The organism is Pseudomonas sp. YuFO8, from assembly GCF_035065025.1.
Taxonomy (GTDB): Bacteria; Pseudomonadota; Gammaproteobacteria; order Pseudomonadales; family Pseudomonadaceae; genus Aquipseudomonas; species Aquipseudomonas putida_AE.
In genome coordinates, this window is sequence record NZ_JAXDEQ010000026.1 from 1 (window position 1) to 21,029 (window position 21,029).

The window sequence follows — 21,029 nt, forward strand, 5'->3', positions numbered from 1 at the left end:
GCGACAGTGTTGCCTTGCAAGCGGTCGGAGCCATCGGCGGCAACAGTGTTGCCTTGCAGACGATCGGAACCATCGGCAGCGACGCGATTTTCGATCAGGCGGTCAGAACCACCCTCAGCCACACGGCTTTCAATCAGACGATCCGAGCCACCTTCAGCGACAACAGGCGCAGCAGAGGTAGCGGCAAAAGCGTTAACTGCAAAAACCGAGAAAGCGATGCTGAGGAGGGTTTGGCGTTTCATGATCGTGTACTCCGGGGTGTTGTTGGTTGGTATGAGCCAATGTTACGCCGCAGGATTTTTAAGAGAACTTCATTGACGTGATGGTGAACATCGACGGTATTGATGTAGCAAGCGCCACACCTGTGGCGAGCGTGATGACAGGGCGTAGCCTGTCGTCAGTTGCGGCGCCGGGCCAGGTGCGCAGGGGTATGCTGGTTTTTCGCAGGTTCCGCACTCTGATCGAGAGGATAAACCGATGCACGACTATTACGATCTGGGCACCTACAGCCGCCCCGTGACGACCAGTTCACCCCAGGCCCAGCTGTGGTTCGACCGCGGCCTGATGTGGTGCTACGGCTACAACCACGACGAAGCCATCCGCTGTTTCCAGAAGGCCCTGGAACACGACCGCAACTGCGCGATGGCCTACTGGGGCATCGCCTATGCCTCGGGGCCCAACTACAACAAGCGCTGGGACGCCTTCATCGAACAAGAGCTCAAGGAGGCCGTGGCCCAGGCGCGCCTGGCGACGCAAATCGCCCTGGTGCACCTCGACGGCGCGACGCCGGTGGAAGAGGCCCTGATCCGCGCGCTGCAGCAACGCTACCAGGCCGAACAAGCGAGCAGCGTTGATGAACTCTTCACCTGGAACGATGCCTATGCGGCGTCCATGCGCGATGTCTACCACGGCTTTCCCGACGATCCCGACGTGGTGGCGCTGTTCGCCGAAGCGCTGATCGACCGCACGCCCTGGCAGTTGTGGGACCTGAAAACCGGCGAGCCAGCAGCCGGTGCCGACACCCTCGAAACGGTGGCCGTGCTCGAACGGGCCCTGCACCGCATGGAGCAACACGGCGACGCACCGCACCCCGGCGTGCTGCACATGTACGTCCACACCCTGGAAATGTCGCCGTACCCGGAACGGGCCTTGCGCGCCGGTGATGTCCTGCGTGACCTGGTGCCGGATGCCGGACACCTGCGCCATATGCCGTCGCACATCGACGTGCTCTGCGGCGATTACCGCGGGGCCATGATCACCAATCACCGGGCCATCCAGGCCGACAGCCTGTATCTGGCCGAGGAAGGTCCGATCAATTTCTACACCCTGTACCGCAGCCACAACTATCACTTCAAACTCTACTCGGCGATGTTCCTCGGCCAGTACCAACCGGCCCTGGAAGCCGCCGAACAACTGGCCGATACCATCAAGGAAGACCTGCTGAGGGTGGAAAAACCGCCCATGGCCGACTGGCTGGAAAGCTTCGTGTCGATGAAGCTCCACGTGCAGATCCGCTTCGGCAGATGGCAAGACATCCTCGCCACGCCACTGCCCGCCGACCAGGTGCTGTACTGCGTGACCACGGCCATGCTGCACTACGCCAAAGGCGTGGCCCATGCGGCCTGCGGGCAGGTCGCCGAGGCCGAAACCGAGCATCACCTGTTCCTCGAGGCCTGGGCCCGTGTGCCGGACACACGCTACCTCTTCAACAACCAATGCAACGATATCCTGGCCGTGGCCGCGGGCATGCTGCGCGGTGAAATCGAGTACCGCAAAGGCAACTTCGACGAAGCCTTCGCGCATCTGTGTGAAGCGCAGTCGTTGGACGATCACCTGCCTTACGACGAGCCCTGGGGCTGGATGCAACCGGTGCGCCACGCCCTGGGCGCACTGCTGCTGGAGCAGGGCAGGGTGGAAGAAGCCCTGCAGGCCTACCGTGCCGACCTGGGCCTGGACAACACCCTCAGTCGCTCGTCCTGGCACCTGGACAATGTGTGGAGCCTGCACGGCTACGTGGAATGTTTGAAGCGACTGGGTCGCGATGCCGAAGCGGGCGCTGCGCAGGTTCGCCTCAACCTGGCCATGGCCCGGGCGGATGTGGAGATTTCGGCATCGTGTTTTTGCCGGATCGGCAAACGCTGTTGCCTGTAGGCGCTTGAATGTCCGCCCCAGCCAGCGCTCTTCCTGGAAATCGATAACCCGTACTTGATCGACGGGCTACCCGAGCGTGCACCCTGTCATCAGGGTGTCACTGAACCCATGGCAACATCCGCGCAACCGCCATGGGCGACAGACCCGTCACGGGCCGATGAATTTGCCAGGAACCCCCACCATGAAAGGCGACGCCTCGCTATTTGCGGCCATTGACCTGGGCTCCAACGCGTTTCGCATGATGATTGGCCAGCAAGTCCGGCGCAGCCAGCAGATCGTGATCCAGGAAGTGAAGACCCTGCGAGAACCCGTACGTCTGGCGGAAGGCTTGCAGGGCGGCGCGCTCGACGAGCTCGCGCTTGATCGTGGCTGGCAAGCCCTGGCGCGCTTCGGCAAAAAACTGCGCGGGTTCGAAGCCGGTCGCGTGCGGGCGGTGGCCACCAGCGCGGTGCGCGAAGCCGAAAATGCGCAACTGTTCCTCGCCAGCGCCGAGCGCCACCTGGGGTTTCGTATCGATGTCATCTCCGGGCATGAAGAGGCCCGGCTGGTGTACGCCGGGGTTGCGCATACGAATCCCGATCCCGAACGCATGCGGCTGGTGGTGGACATCGGCGGCGGCTCCACCGAGTTGATCCTGGGCAAGGGCGCACAACCCCTCGTCACCGAAAGCATCGCCATCGGCAGCGGTACCCTGGGGGCGCGCTACTTTGCCGGCGGGGTGATCACGGCCAAGGCGCTGCTCGAAGCCGAGCGGGTCGCCACCCTGCAGTTCGAAAAGGTCGCACGGCGTTATCGCGCGCTGGGTTGGCAGCAGGCCATTGGCTCTTCCGGTACCGCGCGGATGCTGGCCAAGGTGCTCAAGGCCAACGGGCTGAACGACGACGGCCAAAACGGTATCACCTACAGCGGCCTGCTGCGCTTGTCATTGCGCCTGCTGGAAGTCGGGCATGTCAGGCAACTCAAGCTGGCGGGCCTGCAAGCCCATCGCCTGAGCATCCTGCCCGGTGGCCTGGTGGCGATGCTGGCGGCGTTCAAGGTATTCGGTGTGTTGCACATGACGCCCTCCGAACCGGGGTTGAGGCTGGGCGTGCTGCATGGGTTGATGTCCAGGCATTGATATCGAGCTGCGGATGCAGGTCGTGGCTGCTGGCCTCAGGCCTCGCTGACCGAACTTGGCACAGTTGCCGTATTCATACGCCGTAACAGACAACCAGGACAATGAGCGCGAAAAAACAAGCGTCAGCGGCAGCCTTTCCGCGGACGATTGCATGCCGTACCTGGCGACCCCTCGACATATCATTGCCTCGCATTTTGTCGCCGCGGGGCACATGCATTTGCGCATTGGCGATGGCGCCATCCTCGACGTTCGCGCAGGCGAACTCATCCTGCTTCCTCGCAATGACGTCCATACTTTTGGCAGCGACCTGAGCATTGCGCCCATGCCCGCGCGCGAAGTCATCCAGCCGCCAGACGTTGGCAGCATTTCACGACTCAAATACGGCGGGGGCGGCGAATCCACGCAGTTACTGTGTGGTTTCCTCGGCTCGGAAACCCCATTCAACCCGCTGCTTTCGTCGCTGCCGCCGGTATTGAAACTGGACGTGCGCGCGACGACTTCGGGGGCCTGGATTGAAAGCTCATTCCGTTTCGCGGTCAGCGAGATCGCGGCGGGACGCGTCGGCTCGACTGCGGTCATCGCCAAGCTGTCAGAATTGCTCTTCGTCGAAGCCGTCAGCCAGTATGTCGCCAGCCTCCCGGCCGAGCGGCGCGGGTGGCTGGCGGGGCTGCGCGACCCGCAGATCGGACGCGCACTGGCGCTGCTCCATGCACGCCCAACCGAAGGCTGGACTGCAGAAGCGCTGGCGCTGGAAGTGGGCATGTCGCGCTCGGTGTTCGCCCAGCGGTTCACCGCATTGGTCGGCCAGCCACCGATGCAATACCTGACGCTCTGGCGCCTGCACGTGGCGGCGCAACATTTGCGTGAAGGCCGCGGCAACGTGGCGCAAATCGGCTTTGCCGTGGGCTACGAATCCGAAGCCGCGTTCAGTCGCGCATTCAAGCGCCAGTTCGGCGCGTCCCCCGGCACCTGGCGCAGACAATCGGCATGACAAGGTCCTAGCCGCCTCCCTTCGCGATCAGGCATGATCGGGCTATATGAACCGGGACTCCCCTGACCTATGCCCGTCGACCTGCAAGCGCTCTACCCCAAACTGATCCATCTGATGCTGGACACGGTCTTCGTGGTCGACAGGCATAACCAGATCGTATTCGTGAGCGATGCCTGCGAGGCACTGCTCGGTTACCGTGCCGACGAGCTGACCGGTACCGCGATCACCGACTACATGCACCCTGACGACCTGGCGATCACTCGGGCCTCCATTGTCCGGGTCATGAACGGCCAGCCTCACGTCGACTTCCGCAACCGTTATGTCCGCAAGGATGGCGGCATCGTCCACATCCTGTGGGCGGCCTTCTGGTCCGAGGAAGTGGGGGCGCGCATCGGTGTCGCGCGCAATGTGACGGCCCTCTGGCAGGCCGAGGAGGAACTGCGTTTCCTCGCCCATCACGATCCGCTGACAGGCCTGGCCAACCGGGCGCTGTTCAATGATCGCCTGGACACCGCCCTGCGCACGGCGCGCCGGCACAACAGCACGCTGGCCTTGCTGTTCCTCGATATCGATGACTTCAAGGGCATCAATGACGTCCATGGCCATGCCGCGGGCGATCGTGTGCTGAGCACGATTGCACGACGGCTGGAGGGCTGCGTGCGTGAGACGGACACGGTGGCCCGAATGGGCGGCGATGAATTCACGGTACTGCTGACGGACATCCAGTCCGAGGGCGCCGTCAGCGAGACCGTGGCGCGGATTCTCGCGGTCATGGCCGAGCCGCTGGACGCTGAATCCGGTGCAGTCAAGATGCCGTCCTGCAGTATCGGCATCGCCTGTTATCCCGCGGACGGGGAGGACGCCGATACGCTGCTCAGCCAGGCGGATGACGATATGTACCGGATAAAACGGCAGCGTTCTTCGGCTGGGTGACAAGCCGGTCACCCGCGTCAGGACAGGCGCGATTCGCCTGTCGCGCGATTCACATACCCGGCCGTCACGCCGATGCGCGAGAACACCAGCCACAGAAAAAGCAGCACGCTCAAGCCAATCAGGATCGATGCGACGCCAATCAGCGGTTCGACTGCCGGGAAGCCCTTCATGCGCAGGGTCAATGCGCCGAGCATCACCGGCACGCCCAGGTTGTAGGTCCAGAACTGCACGGTGGCAACGCGACCTTCGGTCATGCACGGGTGCAGTGTGGCGATGACGCCGAACAGGGCCATCGACACCCATCCCAACAGGTTGATATGGGCATGGACCGCGAACAGCGAGTGGTCGCCGGAGGCGCCCATGGCCACCCCCAGCAGCACGCCCATGGCAAAGTAGAGGGCCGCGAGTCGAAACCAGGTTCGCGAACGGGGAGTGTGATTCATGGCATTCACCTCAAGCGCCCTGAGGCGCGCTCAGTTGCTGGAAAATCCCTGAAATCGTGATGACCGCAAGTGCGGTGGCAGGTCCGGTGCCGTGGGTCTATCATGAGACAATAGTCTCATTACAAGACAAGGTATCATTTATTCCATGTCCAGCCCCAAGTCAAGATCCGAGCCAGGCCCGTCGGTCGGCGACGGCGATTCGCAAGGCCGCGTCAACCAGAAGCTGCGCACCCGCCAGGCGCTGATCGAGGCCGCCGTCGCCTTGCGCGACGAGGGCCATCGGCCCACGGTGGCGCAAGCAGCCGAGCGCGCCAAGGTCTCGCGCGCCACGGCGTATCGCTACTTTCCCACGGTTGAAGCGTTGATCAGCGAGACGGCGGCCGATCGCGACATGCCGCCGCTGGAGCGCGTCTGGCGCCCGGGCGACGATCCGGTCAAGGGCATCGGCCTGGCGGCGAATGCGCTGAACAAACTCTTGCTCGGCGACGAGGTCGGCCTGCACGTGATGGAGCGTTCGTTCATGACCGTGTGGCTCGAAAACGAGTCCCACGAGCCCCTGCGACCGGGCCGTCGCCTGAGCTACATCGAGCCGATTGTCGACTCGATGAGGGACGTGCTTGCTCCCAGGGCGCGCAAACGCCTGAAGCAGGCGCTGTCGATTGTGATGGGCACCGAAGCGTTGATTGCCGTGCGCGATATCAGTGGCGCGAGTCTAGAGGAGTCACTCGACGCCAGCGCCTGGGCGGCGCGGGCGCTGGTTCGCCAGGCACTGGCGGAGGCTGAAAAAAACCGACGAAAGCTTACTTCATGACATGGAGCCGGGACGAAGCAGGGGGGGCTGCCAATCAGGTACTCATGACGATGACCCTGTGGAGAGGGAGCTTGCTCCGGCTGCACACGAGCACGGGACGTTTGAACGGGAGCAAGCTCCCTCGCCACAGGGTCATCGTTTTGGGTTGGTTGAGGTGTGCATGCGAAATCGGGAAGAGAGTAGCTGTTTGCCATCACTCTGGAAGTGAGCGATGGCGTGGACAGCGAACAATGTCAGTTTTAGAGGCAACTAATGCGCATTTGGCGGGTAAGGGGCTTGAGGACAGGACACCGAGTACAAAAACGGGCGCCTTGCGCGCCCGATTTCATTGACTTCGCCCGCCCAAAACTGGAGTCAATCCGGCTTCTCCTGGTCGTCCGGCACTTCCTTCCAGCTGTCATCCGGATCAAAGCGTTTCATCGCCTGCGCCAACTTTTCACTATCCGGTCCCAGGTCCTTTTCGAAGACCTGCCCGTCATGACTGATCATGAAACTCATCACCCCGGTTTCACCGTATTTTGCCGGCCAGGCGATCAGGGCAAAGCCCCGGCTCATCTTGTCGCCGATCAGGTAACTGTAGGCCCCGCCCGGTGCCGAAGGACCCTGGCCCAGCAGGATACGGAAGTGGTAGCCATGCCAGGGCTCGCCGGCAATGGTCTTGCCGAACTCGGGGCCCAACGGGCTGATCTGGCCGCTATCGTCGTCGGCCCAATAGAGTCCGTCGTGCTGGCCGGGGGTGCTGTAGATGTTCTGCGCATACTCGAGTGCGCCGTCACCGTCACGATCCACCGAGGCGTAATCCATCTGGGCATCGTGATAGGCCAGTGCCGATTGCACCGCGGCCAGCTCGTTGCGGCCAATTTGCCGGGCACGGATTTCGGCACTGCCGCCCTTGGGGTCGAAGCGCCAACCGTTCGCGCTTTTGACGATGGGAATAGGCAGCGTCCAGTGGTCAGTTCCCACCGATAGAAGCGCCTTGTTGTCCGCGATTTTTTCGATCTCGTGTTGCTGGTGGTATTGCTTGAGGAACGCCTCCACGTCTTCGCGTTCCGCGCCGTCGCGAGGGATGTAGCTGCGCCAGTTTTCACCCAGCAGCTCGGTCAGGCGTTTCTGATCGGCGTTTTTCGTACCCAGCGCTTCGACGAACGCTTGAGCGGCCTTTTCCGGCGTCGCAAACTCCTGCTGCGCCGCTGCCAGGCACGACCAGGCCAGGCCGACAGTGATCGCCAGGGCCTGTACAAACATGCCCCTTGCCTTTACTCGAGGATGGTTATTCAACGGCGGCCCCCCCTTGAACGCGCTGGTGGACTGGATGGCCGACTGATCTGGTGGCCGGCGGCTCGTGAGGCGCTGGGGCGCTGATAGGATGCCTGGCTGGCCCGACCACGATTGGCTTGCATGTTGGCCTGGGACGGTGAACGCGCGCCGGCGAAGGCATTGTTACGGGCGCTGCCTCTATTGACGGCAGGTGCGGTCTGGCGTTTTTGCGTTGTCTGGCGCGCCTGTGTGCTGCCCTGTATGCGTTGATTCGCCTGATTCCTGGTTTGCTGAGTCCTCGGCTGCTGATTCTCCCGGGTGTTTCTGGCAGTGCCCTGGCTTCTGTCGGTAGTCCTCGGTCTGTCTGCACCGGCCTGCATCCGATTGCTGGCCGAAGCCCTGGACTGGGCTTCGCGCGCCCGATCACGGGCCTCCAGATTGCTGGTGGCAGGCCGTTCGATACCGGCCCTGTCCATTGAACTGCGGGCATTTTCACGCGCCTGGGCGCGCTGGGCGTTGTTGTCGCCGCGATAGGCCTGACGCTGATTGGCACCGTCCAGCTGCCGGCCGTACTGTTCACGGCTCCTGTTGTCCCGATAGGGCACGCCATTGCGATGCGCAGCGTTATGCTGCCACTTGTTCTGATTGTTGCCGATCCGGTTGTTGGCGTTGATGTTGTTGTAGCGATTGACGTCGATGTCGACGTCGTTATTGCCCCAGTCACAGTCGCCCCACAGCGCCCCGACGATCGCCACCCCGGTACCGAACGCCAGCCCGGCCATCAGCGCCTGGCCGGGGTAATAGGCGGGCGGCGGTGGATAGTAGGCAGGAGGCGAGGCGGGGTAGGCCCAGGTGCCGTAGGTGGTTGTCGGGTTATAGGTGGGGACGTATACCACCTGCGGATCGGCGGGCTGGATGATGATGGTTGAGCTGCTGCTGGATGGGGCCTCAGCAGGGGCCGGCGCCGCAGTCGTGGTCGCCGGTGCTGGAGCCGCTGGCGCAGCATTCTGGATCGTCACGTTCTGATACTGGTTGCTCTGCAGGTTGCCGGCTGCCTGGGCCTGATGACGCAAGCGTTGCACCCCGTTCATGAGATCGTCGGGCTGCGCGAGGAAAGCATCACCCAAGCGCTGGACCCAGACCGGATCCTGCCCCAGCGTCGCCAACACCTGCGGGAAGGCAACCAGCGCCTGCACACTCGGGTCCCAGGGCTGGTTCGCCACTTGCTTGACCGCATCATCGCCCTTGGCGTCCGGGTGCGCCTTGGACCAGGTGACCGCCTCGGCGACTTCCCCGGGGTAGGTGGACGCCATCAGTATCTGTGCCAGCAGCGGGTCCGGGTAGAGCGCAACGGGCGCCAGCATCTGGTCCAGTTGTTCCTGGGTGAATACGGGGTCTTTGGTTGGTGCCGCGACGGGTGCCGTACTGGGAGGGTTGGGCGGCGGGGTAGCGGTTGTATCCGCTGACTGCGCCATGAAGGGGGAGCCGCTCAGTAAAAGGACCGCTGACAACGCGTAGAAAAATGGAATGCGCATCACAGCTCCCTGTGGTCAGGCAGATTTGCAATAAGTGCATCATTGCCGGGAAATGCAGGCCGCCTGAGCAGACCCCGGACCTCGGCGTCGACGCCGTGCATTGATAGTAGCAAACAAAAAAAATCTGCTCGCAATACCTTCGACTCCGAGCCCAATAGTCCCACCAAGCCAACTTTACCGGCCTGTGCTTGTGGGACCGCCGGGTGGGTACTATCGTCAAATATCACATTTGCAGTGCTGTTTTTCAGGGCGCCGGCAGCCAATTCAGCTCCCAGGCGCGAGAAGTCCTGAGCCATTCTGCCCATCCAGAAAAGGTAGCGCATATGAACCAGGCACTGGGGTATTTCACTAAACGGGTCATTGCCGGCTTGCTGGTGATCATCCCCATCTACCTCGCCATCCTGGTCTTGCTCAAGGGCATGAAATCCCTCGGACAACTGGTCCGACCGTTTACGAAGTTGCTTCCGGAATGGCTGCCGGCCGAGCAACTCCTGTCATTGATACTGGTGTTGGTGATCTGCTTCCTGATCGGCGTGGCGCTGCGCACCCGATTGGGCGAGATAGCCCGCAAACGGGTAGAGACGGGCGTGTTCGAACGCATTCCCGGCTACGGATTATTCCGCAGCCTGACCCAGCAGATAGCGGGGGATAGCCGCCAGACCGTGTGGAAACCCGCCCTGGTCGAGATCGAAGATGCCCTGGTCCCGGCGTTCATCATCGAAGTGTTCGACGACGGCCGCTACACCATCTTCGTCCCCTCGGTACCCACACCCCTGGCCGGCGCAATCTACATCCTCGAGCCGAGCCGCGTGCATCCCCTCGACGTGTCCTTCACCGATACGTTCAAAGTCATCTCCAAATGGGGCGCGGGCGCCAAGGACCTGGTGGCGGCCATGGAAAAAGCTGAAAACCGGGGTGGGCCTGGAGTGGCGGTGAACAAGATGGATGCAGTGCCTTGATAGACAGGTGAAACGCAGTGAACACGAAAAAGCCCGGCTGATCAGGCCGGGCTTTTTGTTGGGTACTGCGGTGTAGCGATGGGGTCAGGCGACGGTGTTGCCTTGCAGGCGGTCCGAGCCATCGGCGGCGACGGTGTTGCCTTGCAGGCGGTCCGAGCCATCGGCGGCGACGGTGTTGCCTTGCAGGCGGTCGGACCCATCGGCGGCGACGGTGTTGCCTTGCAGGCGGTCGGAACCATCGGCGGCGACGGTGTTGCCTTGCAGACGGTCCGAACCATCGGCAGCGACGGTGTTGCCTTGCAGGCGGTCGGAACCATCGGCGGCGACAGTGTTGCCTTGCAGGCGGTCGGAACCATCGGCGGCGACGCGATTTTCGATCAGGCGGTCAGAACCACCCTCAGCCACAAGGCTTTCAATCAGGCGATCCGAGCCACCTTCAGCGACAACAGGCTGAACTGAGGTAGCGGCAAAAGCGTTAACTGCAAAAACCGAGAAAGCGATGCTGAGGAGGGTTTGGCGTTTCATGATCGTATACTCCGGGGTGTTGTTGGTTGGTATGTGGCTGATGTTACGCCGCGGAGTTTTTAAGAGAACTTCATTGACGTGATTGTGAACATCGATGGGATTGATAGGGCCAGCGGCCCACCTCTGGTGGGCGTGATGATCCATGTAATGCGTCGAAGTGAAAAAGATCTGTCCTCGGCACAAATGTCAGTGAAGACCCAATCCTGTAGGGGCCGGCTTGCTGGCGATTGCGGATTGTCAGGCGAAGACTTGGTCGACTGTACCTGCGCTATCGCCAGCAAGCCGGCTCCTACAGATCTGCTTAAGTCCCCAGCGTCCGTTTTTATTCACGCCGCTGATTAAAGGGGCATCCAATCCCTGAGAATCAGGTCTCGGGCAATTGCGCCGACCAGTGTTTCATCTCCTCGGCAATAAAATGCTTAACCAGATCGCTATACATCTTTTCGATCGCATCCGGGCTCAGCCCTTCGGCCACAGCCCAATCCCGACGTGTCGCCAGCATCGAATCGAAACGCTCCCGGGCACGCACCGAAGCCGCAGAGGTCTTGAATTTCGAAGCCGCCAGCACGTACTGAAAACGCCGGCCCAGCAGCTTGATAACGGCCTGGTCGAGGGCATCGATCTCGCGTCTGATGTCCTCCATTCCTGTGCATTCTGCAGGTTGCAATGGGTTGGAAACTTCCATGTAGGTAACTCCGTCATGCCTATGTAGGAGCGAGCTCGCTCGCGAAAAATCCAAAGATGTCGCAAGTATCCGGTCACGTAATATCGTTCACGATCTTTTCGCGAGCAAGCTTGCTCCTACTCATCCACGCTAATACCCGATCCCCCCAGTTCTTTCGGCACGTCCTTGAACTTGGGCAATCCATCTTTGATGCGCAGCACCGACTCCTGATAATGGACATGAACCCCGGGCGAATACTCAAGATCCGGGATGACCGCGGCATACACATCGATCAGCCCCATCCCCGGATGCTCGGTGAAGAGATGCCCGCCGCACGTCCTGCACCACTTGCGGTAACTCTGTGGTGTCTTGTTGTAGGTGCCAATATTGTCAGCCCCCTGAGTTACGTGCACCGCCTCGGGCTTCCACAAGGTGAAGGCATTGACCGGCCCGGCTGACCAATGCCGGCACGACTCGCAATGGCAATAGCCCATCCCGGGGGGCTCTCCGCTGACGGTGAACTGGACTGCGCCGCAAAAACAACTGCCTTTGTACGTCCGTTCATTGTTCATGGCATGACTCCTTGATCAGTGGTCAGGCGAGCGCTCGCCTGAATGTTGCCTGCCTTTACCTGTCGATGTAGTGAACCGAGGTCGCCGGCGTGCGCCGCACCTGCAGTTCGAAAATATCCGGGCGCGCATAGTGCCCGGTGACGTCGAGCGCCCGCCGTGCTGGCGCCACGAGTGCGACGTCGATGTCCGCATACAGGATGCCTGCCTCGCGGTGCAATGGACCGGCCACGATCCGGCCTTGCGGGTTGACCACCACCGAGTCACCGTCGTTGATCCACTCGTCCGGATCGGAAAACAGTTGCGCACGCGCCGGAAAGTCATCGGGAATGTCGCTGCCACGCAGCGCACTGCCACTGCCGAGCACCCAGCAACGGCCTTCGAGGGCAATGTGACGCATCGTGCTGATCCAGCCTTCGCCGGTGTCGTAGGTGGGGGCGACGTAGATTTCCACCCCTTGGGCATACAGCGCATAGCGAGCCAGCGGCATGTAGTTTTCCCAGCAGATGAGCGCACCCACGCGACCGACCGGTGTATCGACCGCACGCAAGCCGGACGCATCGCCGAAGCCATGCACCATGCGCTCGGGATTGGTCGGCATCAGCTTGCGGTGGCGGTTGAGCACGGCGCCGCTCGCGCCGATAACGACTACGCTGTTATAGAGCGTGCCGCCGCCATTGCACTGGTCGCATTCATTGATGCCGCACACGATCGTCACGGCGTGGACCCTGGCAGCCTCGCACAATTGGCACAGATCACCGTGGGTGATATCGACGGCGTTGGCCAGCAGCCGCGTGTGCAACTGACCCACTACAGCACCGTCCTTTCCCGCCGCCAGCCGCCAGATCCATGACGGGTAACCTGGAATGTACGATTCGGGCAAAACGATCAGCGAGGCGCCCGCTGCCGCAGCCTCGGCGACCGATTGCACGGCCCGGGCGATCGTCGCGCTGCGATCGAGCAGCACGGGCGGGCGCTGAATGATGGCGATCCTGGTCATGGCGTTCTCCTGGGACGGTTGGCTGTTAGGAGACTTGAGCGTGCGCGTGGCGAAGTCGTGCGGCTAGTTCAGAATCTGAAGCGTTGCAGCAGCGGGAGGGCAGGCGATGGACGAAAGCTACGGTCAGTTCTGCACGGTCGCCCGCGGTGCCGAAGCACTGTGCGAGCGCTGGACACCCTTGGTCGTGCGCGAACTGCTGTGCGGCAGCAAACGCTTCAATGAACTGCACCGCGGCGTACCCCGGATGTCCACCAACCTGCTGGCGCAGCGGCTGCGTCACCTGGAAGAGATCGGCGTGGTGCATCGCACGGCGGTTGGCAAAGTCTGGGAGTACAGCCTGACCGAAGCGGGTGAGGAACTGCGCCCGATCATCATGGCGCTGGGGCATTGGGGCGCGCGCTGGATCGGCAGTCGCCTGCGCGACGACCAACTCGACGCGGGCCTGCTCATGTGGGACGTGCGCCGGTTCGTGCACATCGAGACGTTCCCGTCCCGGCCGGTGGTCATCCAGTTCAAGTTTCGCGACGCGCGACCCGGTGAGCAGCAATGGTGGCTGGTGGTCGAAGAGGGTGTGGCGGACCTGTGCCGCGACGACCCCGGACGCGAATTGACGCTCGTCGTCGACTCCAGCGTGCGCGCGTTGACCGAAGTGTGGGCGGGCGACCGTACACCGAAGGAGGTGCTCCAGTCGCAAGAGCTGCGTGTAGACGGCGCGGCGCAGGATGCGCAAAGCCTATGGCGCTGGCTGGGTACGAGTGCGTTTGCTGGTACCCGGAGTGCTGCGCGCTAGCCCTGGAGCTGCCATCGTGAAGCGTAAGCGGTCGATGAATTCTACTGAAACCGTCGATGCAAATCCGGAAAAATATCCTGGGCAAACCACGCAGGCAGTCCGGGTGTGACGATTCGCGATTTGGGCGTTCGGCTTTCCACCAGGCCGACTTTGATCAGTCGCGACAGCTCATCGATTGCCGGGCGTGGTGTCAGGCCGGTGAACGTCTTTATTTCGTTGCGCGGCAGACTACCTTGGGTGATCAGCGCAATGATCGCTGGCGCACTTTCCGGGCGAATGCCTTGCTGTAGAAGTTTCTCGTTGAAGCGAAACGCACGTATCACGCGCTCTCGCAGTTTGGACGGGTCTACCGCTGCGGTCATGTAATCCACCTGATCATTACAAACCTGCAGCATGAACTCGATAAATTCGAAGTAGCGTCGCTGAGATAACTGGCCTCGTCCGTCCAAACCGCCTTCTCGTGGTCGGTCGGCCATGGTCAAGGCTCTGTAGTAATCCTGATGCTGTCGTGCGAGTCCGCGAGACAGCGACCAGAGTGTCGGCTCCAGCCCCAGTTGCACCAACTGCAAATGAGTGATCAACCGGGCAACCCGACCATTTCCGTCAGCAAAGGGGTGAACCCATGCGAGACGATGATGGTAGGCAAGCGAAGAAACAAGCTGACGACGCGGGTCGGTCTGCCGGCCGAAGCCTGCCTGGAGATGTCGCAGCATCCCGTCAACTGTAGAAGCGTGCGGTGCATCATGATTGCCCACAACAACGTTCTGGCCTGTGATCGACCGGAGTGCGCCGGGCTGCATTACTGAGCCATCGGACAGCGTGCGTTCTGCATCACTGGCACCGCGAAAAAGCCGATCATGTGCAGTGCTTATCAGCTCAGGGGCAAACATGGCGCTCCAGGGAAACGGTCCACGCTGGCTTAACGTCCGTTCGAACAAAGCCTGGACCGCCATCTGATCAACCGCCAGGCTTTTAAGCCGCTTGCGATCCTTGACCGGGGCTGCCTGCGCTTTCTGCATATCGGCAGGCTCGGTGTACTGCCCTTCGATCAGGTTCGAATAGTACGTATTGGTGATTTGCAGGAGACGGCGAAGGCGTGCGGCGGTTTCAGGCGGTAAGCGTCCAGCAAGGAATTGCGTCTTTCTGGGCAGCGCATCCGCAAGGGCGATGATCGATGGGGGCAACGCATCGGGAAGTATCGGATCGAGCCAGGATTTTGATGTGATCAGGGACATAGCGGTTTGCACTGCGTGAAAAGACTTCACATTTTATTTCACATAGTTGACCGCTTAACAAGTGCTAAATTATTGGATTTTTGGCTGTTTTCATCCGCTTTGAGAGAAATAATCTTCACATTTTATTTCGCATTATTTTTGTGTGGCTTCTGCAAAACGGGCGCCCTTGCGAGGCGCCTGCCATTTGTGGAGCTTCACCCGCTACAGACCACTGAACATCCCAATGATCACGGCATTCACCAGATCAATGAAAAACCCACACACCAGCGGCACGATAAGAAACGCCTGGTGCGCCGCACCATACTTCTGGGTCACGGTGGTCATATTGACGATGGCGGTCGCGGTAGAACCGAGCGCAATCCCGCCAAAGCCTGAAGCGATCACGCTGGCTTCATAGTTGCGACCCATGAAACGAAACACCACAAAATACGTATAGAGCACCGTCAACAGAATCTGCAGGGTCAACGCACAAGCAATGAACAGCAACGCGCCGCTGAGCTGCCACAACTGCAAGCCCATCAGCGCCATGGTCAAAAACATGCCCAGGCAGACGTCGGAAATCAGCGCGAGGCCCTGGCTGGCACCGCTCCAGGACTTCAGGCGCTGCTCGCCAATCAGTGCCCGAACAAGGTGGTGAATGACGATACCGGCGAACAGGCAACTGACGAACTTGGGCAGGGTGATCCCGCTGTCGACCAGCACCAGGTTGAGCCCATAACCAAGCATCAAGGTAAGGTTGAGCCACATCCACGCCCAGAGCACGTCGTAGTAGTCCAGCGGCTTGCTCTGCTGTTGCTCGAGAATGCCGACTTCCAGCCCCTCATCCCGGGAGGGCGTGAGTTGATGGCGACGGATCAACCGGTTGGCGATGGGACCGCCGATCACACAGGCGGCAATCAGGCCGACGGTGTTGCTGGCGATCCCCAATTCGTGCGCGTTCTGGATGCCCAGCTTTTCGACGAACAGCGGTGCCCAGGCCAGGCTAGTGCCAATCCCACCGGTGAGGGAGATGGAACCCACCATCAGGCCTGCCTTGGGATCAAGCCCGAAGACCTCGGCCATGCCCATGCCCAGCGCGTTTTGCAGGAAGATGAACACGGTGGCGAGCACCAGCAGGATCATCAGCGGCCACCCACCCTTGATCAACTGGCGCATGTCCGACTTCAAGCCGATACCGGCAAAGAAGTACAGCAGCATGGTGTCGCGAACTTGCAGGTCGAACTCGACCTGGATGTTGAGGCCGAAGTACAAAACGCTGGTGACCGCCGCACAGACAAAACCGCCGACCACCGATTCGGGAATGCAGTATTGGCGCAGCAAGGTGCTGTGCTGGACCAGCGTCTTGCCCAGGAAGAGCAGCAGGATAGCGAGCGTGAAACTCACCAGGCCATGAACAGCAAAGAGTTGGGCGGTCATCTATAGCCTATTGAAAAACCTGAAAAAAATATTATCCAGCGCTAATCGCACTGGTTTCAGACCTGAGTCAATGAAAGTGCAGATCGTGGATCAGGCCGGACTCGGCTAAGGTAGTGCTGGCGAACATCCCTGTCGTTGACCGTGTGCCGGAGTGAGTCAAGCAGCTGATCCCGGAACACGCAAACAACGCGATGGGGACCTGTATTCATTCCTGGAGCCTGGCATGAAAGTTGGCGTGATCTCCGATACCCACGGCTTGCTCCGCGCCGAAGCCCTCGCGGCGTTGCAGGGCTGTGAACGGATCATTCACGCCGGCGACATCGGCAAAGCGCAAATCCTCGAACAACTGGCGGCGATTGCGCCGCTGCATGTCGTACGCGGGAACAATGACCAGGCGGCCCCGTGGGCGGAGCACATCGCCGATCACCTGAGTTTCGACCTCAATGGGTGGTTGACCTTGCTGGTTCACGACATGGCTGACGTACCGGCGGTACTGGATGCAGGTACGAGGCTGGTGATTACCGGGCATTCTCATAAGCCGCGGATAGAGTGGCGTGGGGAGCGGCTATTCCTTAATCCGGGTAGCGCGGGGCCGCGGCGGTTCAAGCTGCCGGTGACCTTGGCATTGCTCGAAATTGAAGACGGTCTGATTGAGCCGCGGTTGGTTTCGTTGTTGGAATGAGCGTTTTCCGGAAGGCTGGCCGTTGCGCATCTTTGGCAAAGGGGGCGAAAAGTAATGTTGAATTAGCGATGGCAAGGGGCTTATTTGGGGGCGGCAGCTAACGGGTCAGATGCAGACGTGACGGTAAAGTCGTCACCTTGGCATCTGCATCGCTGGCAGCAGGTACTTTCGAAGTTCTCATTGATGAGTTATCAGATGGCAGTTCCTCATTCCAGTCCAAACTGATCCCTAAGAAGACTTAACCCTGCCTTTCAGGGAGCTAATGGGACAATAAATCTGCCCACTCTTAGGCTAAATAAATCTGTGCCGTTCCACTGTCCCGTTCCACAGCTTTTCACTTTCCAGTCTGACCACCTTCCATTCTTTCCATTCTACTATCGGCACAGTCGACGTTTCGGTCTGTACCCATTTTATGGTGTTTAAGGGATATTTCAGCCTGGTAGAAAATTACACAGTTCGATACGGCAAGCTGAGAAAAACTCTGCGCAGTTTTGAGTGGTGGGAGCTCTGCGAAAACAGGTGAAAAGAGATTGTAGATTTTAACCGGTTGAATTTAAACGATATTTAAAATTGGCATTGGTTTTGCGCTATAGATTGGGCGCTGGTTCTTTCGACAGCGCTTTCAATCATTAGACTAGTTACACCCGAAGCCAATGCCACTGCCGACTGCTGATACGACAGTGGCGATTCAAGGACAGAAAAATAGTCAGAAGGAGCTCATTGCCGATGAGCAGTTACAACTCAAGATACTCGACGCCGTCAGGTGTTTGCCGCCCTGCGTCTCCGAATATGTATGGCGCACATCGGCCGCCGTCACAAAGGCAGTTTGATTGTGATGATGATCAGGGACCACGCAAGCAGGTCATGCAAAAGGAGATCGGACTCCTTTTTGAGTGGGATAACGGTGAGCAACTGGGTCCGAATATGTCCTGCCATCTCACTATCGGGGGTGAGACCACGATTTACGGGTTAATGGATGGAAAAAAACTGTTTTGTCAGACACCACCCGGTAAATACGAGGCTCAACTACTTCGAAATGTTAATGCCGAGGAAAAACTCAACGAAGCTCGACAGCAACTCAAAAAAGCTTTGGACGCAATCATTGAGCATGAAAAAGAAGAAGCTGCGGCGCTGAAGAAGATTCAAGATAGCCAGCACATCTTCATCAGACCCTTCCATTTACTCCTGGCAATGGGTCGTGGCTTTTTTCATAGTTTATGGGGATTCATTAAAAGCACCAAGGAGCTATCCGACCTCGTTAACCCTTTCACTTCCCTTTCGAACGCACTTGCTGCCGCATGGACGGCCAAAAGGGACGACGGAACCTCCTGGGTTCAATCTTTTTCAAAAAATTACTCTGATGAACAACATCGTGAGATAACCGAAGCACTTGGTTTTGACCCGGAAGAAGTGTCTCGTGAAAAACTGGCGGAAGCATATGAGATCGCTTGCTTCATCTATGAAGACGCCCGCAGCAGAGAAATACTCAAAAATTTCGCTGGTAGTTATATAGATGTTCAGAACATAGAGGAGAAAATGGAATTTGGTGGATCCGTTGTCTTTGAAATCGTATTGAACGCATTGTTGATCGCGACAACTGGAGGGGCAGGGAACGCAGCCAGATTCGCTGTATCGTCCCCGCTTCTAAAATTACTGAAATCGCTAGAGGAGGCATTACAAAATCTTACCAGGTGGATCATCAACCACACAGTTAAGTCAACATCTCATGTCAAAGGGACTACAGGTACAAGTGCCGTCACTGTAGTTTTGCGGCGCCCCAAAGAAATCATACCCGATGAAATTTCAAATCCACCGGTTCCCAACCCAGCATCCCCAAAATCTGATAAGTGGAGTCGAGAGCCGAGAAGTATTCAAGATCAAATGACGTTGCAGGCTGCAAAAGATGGCCAAGGTGTGGTAATTATAGAGAAGCTAAAAGACCCCACCTTCGAAGGCATGAATAAGGTGGAACTTAAAGTAAAATCCAAGAATGGCCAAGATTCAGTTGTGCATTACGTGAAAAATCCGAGCACTGGAGAGTTGATGGATTTCAAATTCAAAAAGCATAGCGCTGAAGGCGTAAAACCTTGGGGCAATGACCCTGCCGTATGGTCTGGAGAAATGAAAAGAAAATGAAAATTCTTTGCGTACACAATAACCTTAATGACATAAAAGAGCATGACACTGTCTTGCATTTGAAGCGTTATATATCAATGCCTGACGGTGAGGTCGAACTGGAAGTTGGGAAGCAGTATGTTGTTTATGGAATTGAATTTCGTGAAAATTGCCCGTGGTTCTATATATGCACAGAAGACTACGACGATTATCCAAAGCCTTTTTCCGCAAGTTTTTTCGATGTCATAGATAAACGGTTTTCAATGTACTGGGAGCTTAGCTTTGAGCATGAGTATGGTGATAAGCCCCAGAGCAAGATCGCGTTCTCAGAATGGGCCAGTGACCCGAGCTATTATGAAAAATTAATAGAAGGCGAAGACTTGGCCATTTCCACATTTGCAAAATATAGAACACTGATCGATCAAGAACAGATATAAAATTCTACATATCGGACCAAGGGGACAGATTTATTGTGTCCCTGTCCCCTTGGTGTCCTCACCCAGCGAGTTTTTTTATCCCGTAAAGGAGCGCAAACTGAGCGACCTGGCGTTCGAATGAGCTGTCGCGCTCGGCTGGCATGCAGCTGTCTCACGCACCGGAGGAAGCGTTGTGAAACCATTCCCGCTCAAACCCGGCGACTTGACCCTGGACATGTTTCTTCAAGCCTGTCTGCCTCGCCGTGACGCCGTTCCGCAAACCTTGACGGACAAAGCGGTCATCCCGGGTATACCCAATGCCCGCTACCGGTTGGACCACGACCTGACACCGTTCATCCAGGATGCGGTTCAGGCCAACAAACGTGAAAGCGAGGAGCTGGCCAAGGCCGGGAAGCCGAACGATATCCTGCCGCTGGCAAGCATGTTGGCCGTTTCCGGCGGCGGTGATGCCGGCGCATTCGCCGCGGGGCTGATTGCTGGATGGACTACCCATGGAACCCGGCCCGTGTTCAAGGTGGTCACGGGTATCAGCGCGGGTGCCCTGATCGCCCCGTTCGCTTACCTGGGGCCTGAGTACGACGGTGTGATTCGCTACGTCTCCAACGCAGTTGGTCCCAAAGACATCTTTCATTCGCGAAACGTGCTCACCCGTTTTGCCAGCGACGGTATCGCGGACAGCAAGCCACTGTCGCGGCTCATTTCCAGATACATCACTACGCGGATTCTTGCGGCGATAGCTTCGGAATACGCCAAAGGAAGAATCCTGCTGATCGGCACAACCGACCTTGATTCAGGGCGACCCGTCACCTGGAACATGGGCGCCATTGCCTCAAGCCAGGCACCGGGCGCGCTCGACCTGTTCCGCAGCATCATGCTCGCGTCGATGAGCATTCCCGGCGCGGTCTCACCCGTCATGATCGATGTGGAAGTAGACGGCCAACAGTTTCATGAAATGCACGTGGACGGCGGGGTGATCACCCAAGTGTTTCTTTACCCGCCTGGCACTTTGGTGGGACTGAACCGTGCTGCCGGAGTCCCTTTGCGACGGGAACGGCATTTCTATGTCATTCGTAACGGGACATTGGAGCCGCAGTGGTCCGGGACGAAGCGCCGTACATTGAGCATCGGCGGGCGGGCCATCAGTGCGTTGATTCAGACCCAGGGGATCAGCGACCTGGAGCGCATCTACCGTATGGCGCAGCAGGATGGAGCCGACTTCAACCTTGCCTACATTGGCGCCGATTTTGACTTTACGCGCACCCGCAAATTCGATGGCGAGTACATGAAGCGTTTGTTCGATTACGCCTTTCAACTCAGTTCGAAGGGCTATCCGTGGCATAAATCGTCGCCGAACGAAAGCCGGCCAATGCCCGAACTATGAGGCTGCCGACACAAGACC

At 59.0% G+C, this 21,029-nt stretch carries 21 protein-coding genes and 1 pseudogene; 11 read left to right on the forward strand and 11 right to left on the reverse strand.

The window, feature by feature from the left end:
- A partial coding sequence (locus SOP95_RS21210; RefSeq protein WP_323608202.1) for a hypothetical protein occupies window positions 1-242 on the reverse strand: 242 nt, incomplete at its 3' end.
- A 235-nt stretch (window positions 243-477) separates the two neighbouring features.
- Here SOP95_RS21210 and SOP95_RS21215 point away from each other — a divergent pair.
- The 4 genes and pseudogenes from SOP95_RS21215 to SOP95_RS21230 all read left to right on the forward strand — a co-directional run bounded on the left by SOP95_RS21215 (window position 478) and on the right by SOP95_RS21230 (window position 5,192).
- The gene (locus tag SOP95_RS21215; RefSeq protein ID WP_323608203.1) at window positions 478-2,151 is read left to right on the forward strand and encodes a tetratricopeptide repeat protein; all 1,674 of its coding nucleotides are present in this window, start codon (window positions 478-480) and stop codon (window positions 2,149-2,151) included.
- A 181-nt stretch (window positions 2,152-2,332) separates the two neighbouring features.
- Entirely contained in the window at window positions 2,333-3,268 is a 936-nt protein-coding gene (locus SOP95_RS21220; RefSeq protein WP_274076612.1) for a Ppx/GppA family phosphatase, read from the forward strand.
- A gap of 121 nt (window positions 3,269-3,389) precedes the next feature.
- Window positions 3,390-4,259: pseudogene (locus tag SOP95_RS21225) on the forward strand (AraC family transcriptional regulator); the annotation flags it as partial.
- A 69-nt stretch (window positions 4,260-4,328) separates the two neighbouring features.
- Window positions 4,329-5,192 carry a sensor domain-containing diguanylate cyclase gene (locus SOP95_RS21230; protein ID WP_274076615.1) on the forward strand — a complete coding sequence of 288 codons (864 nt, stop codon included), beginning with the start codon at window positions 4,329-4,331 and terminating at the stop codon, window positions 5,190-5,192.
- Window positions 5,193-5,209: 17 nt separating this feature from the next.
- Here the strand turns inward: SOP95_RS21230 and SOP95_RS21235 are convergent, their stop codons facing one another.
- Window positions 5,210-5,635: a hypothetical protein gene (locus SOP95_RS21235; RefSeq protein ID WP_323608204.1), complete on the reverse strand. Its 426-nt coding sequence runs from the start codon at window positions 5,633-5,635 to the stop codon at window positions 5,210-5,212.
- A 145-nt stretch (window positions 5,636-5,780) separates the two neighbouring features.
- Between SOP95_RS21235 and SOP95_RS21240 the strand changes: the two genes are divergently transcribed.
- Window positions 5,781-6,446, forward strand: a complete 666-nt coding sequence (locus SOP95_RS21240; RefSeq protein WP_323608205.1) for a TetR/AcrR family transcriptional regulator — start codon at window positions 5,781-5,783, stop codon at window positions 6,444-6,446.
- A 354-nt stretch (window positions 6,447-6,800) separates the two neighbouring features.
- Here SOP95_RS21240 and SOP95_RS21245 read toward each other — a convergent pair whose 3' ends face one another.
- The 3 genes from SOP95_RS21245 to SOP95_RS21255 are packed head-to-tail and all read right to left on the reverse strand — an operon-like array spanning window position 6,801 to window position 9,534.
- On the reverse strand, window positions 6,801-7,691 hold the full coding sequence (locus tag SOP95_RS21245; RefSeq protein ID WP_323608206.1) for a DUF2950 domain-containing protein: 891 nt from the start codon (window positions 7,689-7,691) through the stop codon (window positions 6,801-6,803).
- Between the two features lie 29 nt (window positions 7,692-7,720).
- Window positions 7,721-9,238 carry a DUF3300 domain-containing protein gene (locus SOP95_RS21250; protein ID WP_323608207.1) on the reverse strand — a complete coding sequence of 506 codons (1,518 nt, stop codon included), beginning with the start codon at window positions 9,236-9,238 and terminating at the stop codon, window positions 7,721-7,723.
- A complete protein-coding gene (locus tag SOP95_RS21255; protein WP_274076620.1) occupies window positions 9,238-9,534 on the reverse strand; it encodes a hypothetical protein in 297 nt (98 codons plus the stop codon). Before SOP95_RS21255 ends, SOP95_RS21250 begins: the two co-directional genes overlap by 1 nt.
- Window positions 9,535-9,561: 27 nt before the next feature.
- Here SOP95_RS21255 and SOP95_RS21260 point away from each other — a divergent pair, with 27 nt between their 5' ends.
- Window positions 9,562-10,197 (forward strand): DUF502 domain-containing protein, encoded by a 636-nt coding sequence (locus tag SOP95_RS21260; protein WP_323608208.1) that lies wholly within the window; start codon window positions 9,562-9,564, stop codon window positions 10,195-10,197.
- A gap of 84 nt (window positions 10,198-10,281) precedes the next feature.
- On the opposite strand, the gene SOP95_RS21265 is transcribed toward SOP95_RS21260, so the two are convergent.
- The 4 genes from SOP95_RS21265 to SOP95_RS21280 all read right to left on the reverse strand — a co-directional run bounded on the left by SOP95_RS21265 (window position 10,282) and on the right by SOP95_RS21280 (window position 12,955).
- Window positions 10,282-10,722 carry a hypothetical protein gene (locus tag SOP95_RS21265; protein ID WP_323608209.1) on the reverse strand — a complete coding sequence of 147 codons (441 nt, stop codon included), beginning with the start codon at window positions 10,720-10,722 and terminating at the stop codon, window positions 10,282-10,284.
- Between the two features lie 364 nt (window positions 10,723-11,086).
- Window positions 11,087-11,407, reverse strand: a complete 321-nt coding sequence (locus tag SOP95_RS21270) for an isochorismate lyase (protein ID WP_323608210.1) — start codon at window positions 11,405-11,407, stop codon at window positions 11,087-11,089.
- 116 nt (window positions 11,408-11,523) lie between these two features.
- Window positions 11,524-11,958: a GFA family protein gene (locus tag SOP95_RS21275; protein WP_323608211.1), complete on the reverse strand. Its 435-nt coding sequence runs from the start codon at window positions 11,956-11,958 to the stop codon at window positions 11,524-11,526.
- Between the two features lie 55 nt (window positions 11,959-12,013).
- Window positions 12,014-12,955, reverse strand: coding sequence for a carbon-nitrogen hydrolase family protein (locus SOP95_RS21280; RefSeq protein ID WP_323608212.1), 942 nt, complete (start codon window positions 12,953-12,955; stop codon window positions 12,014-12,016).
- A 106-nt stretch (window positions 12,956-13,061) separates the two neighbouring features.
- Between SOP95_RS21280 and SOP95_RS21285 the strand changes: the two genes are divergently transcribed.
- The gene (locus tag SOP95_RS21285; RefSeq protein ID WP_323608213.1) at window positions 13,062-13,745 is read left to right on the forward strand and encodes a winged helix-turn-helix transcriptional regulator; all 684 of its coding nucleotides are present in this window, start codon (window positions 13,062-13,064) and stop codon (window positions 13,743-13,745) included.
- Window positions 13,746-13,786: 41 nt separating this feature from the next.
- On the opposite strand, the gene SOP95_RS21290 is transcribed toward SOP95_RS21285, so the two are convergent.
- Window positions 13,787-14,980 carry a Fic family protein gene (locus SOP95_RS21290; RefSeq protein ID WP_323608214.1) on the reverse strand — a complete coding sequence of 398 codons (1,194 nt, stop codon included), beginning with the start codon at window positions 14,978-14,980 and terminating at the stop codon, window positions 13,787-13,789.
- A 201-nt stretch (window positions 14,981-15,181) separates the two neighbouring features.
- Entirely contained in the window at window positions 15,182-16,396 is a 1,215-nt protein-coding gene (gene gltS, locus SOP95_RS21295; RefSeq protein WP_323608215.1) for a sodium/glutamate symporter, read from the reverse strand.
- Between the two features lie 223 nt (window positions 16,397-16,619).
- Between gltS and SOP95_RS21300 the strand changes: the two genes are divergently transcribed.
- From SOP95_RS21300 to SOP95_RS21315, 4 genes are all read left to right on the forward strand, one after another.
- The gene (locus tag SOP95_RS21300) at window positions 16,620-17,078 is read left to right on the forward strand and encodes a metallophosphoesterase family protein (RefSeq protein ID WP_323608216.1); all 459 of its coding nucleotides are present in this window, start codon (window positions 16,620-16,622) and stop codon (window positions 17,076-17,078) included.
- A 726-nt stretch (window positions 17,079-17,804) separates the two neighbouring features.
- Window positions 17,805-19,214, forward strand: coding sequence for a hypothetical protein (locus SOP95_RS21305; RefSeq protein ID WP_323608217.1), 1,410 nt, complete (start codon window positions 17,805-17,807; stop codon window positions 19,212-19,214).
- The gene (locus tag SOP95_RS21310; RefSeq protein ID WP_323608218.1) at window positions 19,211-19,630 is read left to right on the forward strand and encodes a hypothetical protein; all 420 of its coding nucleotides are present in this window, start codon (window positions 19,211-19,213) and stop codon (window positions 19,628-19,630) included. The genes SOP95_RS21305 and SOP95_RS21310 overlap by 4 nt, the downstream gene beginning before the upstream one ends.
- Window positions 19,631-19,802: 172 nt before the next feature.
- Window positions 19,803-21,011, forward strand: a complete 1,209-nt coding sequence (locus tag SOP95_RS21315; protein WP_274076629.1) for a patatin-like phospholipase family protein — start codon at window positions 19,803-19,805, stop codon at window positions 21,009-21,011.
- Window positions 21,012-21,029 lie beyond the last annotated feature (18 nt).

Coding starts and splice junctions, on each gene's coding strand:
- SOP95_RS21215 (WP_323608203.1), top strand. CDS start 478: ATGCACGACTATTACGATCTGGGCACCTACAGCCGCCCCGTGACGACC.
- SOP95_RS21220 (WP_274076612.1), top strand. CDS start 2,333: ATGAAAGGCGACGCCTCGCTATTTGCGGCCATTGACCTGGGCTCCAAC.
- SOP95_RS21230 (WP_274076615.1), top strand. CDS start 4,329: ATGCCCGTCGACCTGCAAGCGCTCTACCCCAAACTGATCCATCTGATG.
- SOP95_RS21235 (WP_323608204.1), bottom strand. CDS start 5,635: ATGAATCACACTCCCCGTTCGCGAACCTGGTTTCGACTCGCGGCCCTC.
- SOP95_RS21240 (WP_323608205.1), top strand. CDS start 5,781: ATGTCCAGCCCCAAGTCAAGATCCGAGCCAGGCCCGTCGGTCGGCGAC.
- SOP95_RS21245 (WP_323608206.1), bottom strand. CDS start 7,691: ATGTTTGTACAGGCCCTGGCGATCACTGTCGGCCTGGCCTGGTCGTGC.
- SOP95_RS21250 (WP_323608207.1), bottom strand. CDS start 9,238: ATGCGCATTCCATTTTTCTACGCGTTGTCAGCGGTCCTTTTACTGAGC.
- SOP95_RS21255 (WP_274076620.1), bottom strand. CDS start 9,534: ATGGCTCAGGACTTCTCGCGCCTGGGAGCTGAATTGGCTGCCGGCGCC.
- SOP95_RS21260 (WP_323608208.1), top strand. CDS start 9,562: ATGAACCAGGCACTGGGGTATTTCACTAAACGGGTCATTGCCGGCTTG.
- SOP95_RS21265 (WP_323608209.1), bottom strand. CDS start 10,722: ATGAAACGCCAAACCCTCCTCAGCATCGCTTTCTCGGTTTTTGCAGTT.
- SOP95_RS21270 (WP_323608210.1), bottom strand. CDS start 11,407: ATGGAAGTTTCCAACCCATTGCAACCTGCAGAATGCACAGGAATGGAG.
- SOP95_RS21275 (WP_323608211.1), bottom strand. CDS start 11,958: ATGAACAATGAACGGACGTACAAAGGCAGTTGTTTTTGCGGCGCAGTC.
- SOP95_RS21280 (WP_323608212.1), bottom strand. CDS start 12,955: ATGACCAGGATCGCCATCATTCAGCGCCCGCCCGTGCTGCTCGATCGC.
- SOP95_RS21285 (WP_323608213.1), top strand. CDS start 13,062: ATGGACGAAAGCTACGGTCAGTTCTGCACGGTCGCCCGCGGTGCCGAA.
- SOP95_RS21290 (WP_323608214.1), bottom strand. CDS start 14,980: ATGTCCCTGATCACATCAAAATCCTGGCTCGATCCGATACTTCCCGAT.
- gltS (WP_323608215.1), bottom strand. CDS start 16,396: ATGACCGCCCAACTCTTTGCTGTTCATGGCCTGGTGAGTTTCACGCTC.
- SOP95_RS21300 (WP_323608216.1), top strand. CDS start 16,620: ATGAAAGTTGGCGTGATCTCCGATACCCACGGCTTGCTCCGCGCCGAA.
- SOP95_RS21305 (WP_323608217.1), top strand. CDS start 17,805: ATGAGCAGTTACAACTCAAGATACTCGACGCCGTCAGGTGTTTGCCGC.
- SOP95_RS21310 (WP_323608218.1), top strand. CDS start 19,211: ATGAAAATTCTTTGCGTACACAATAACCTTAATGACATAAAAGAGCAT.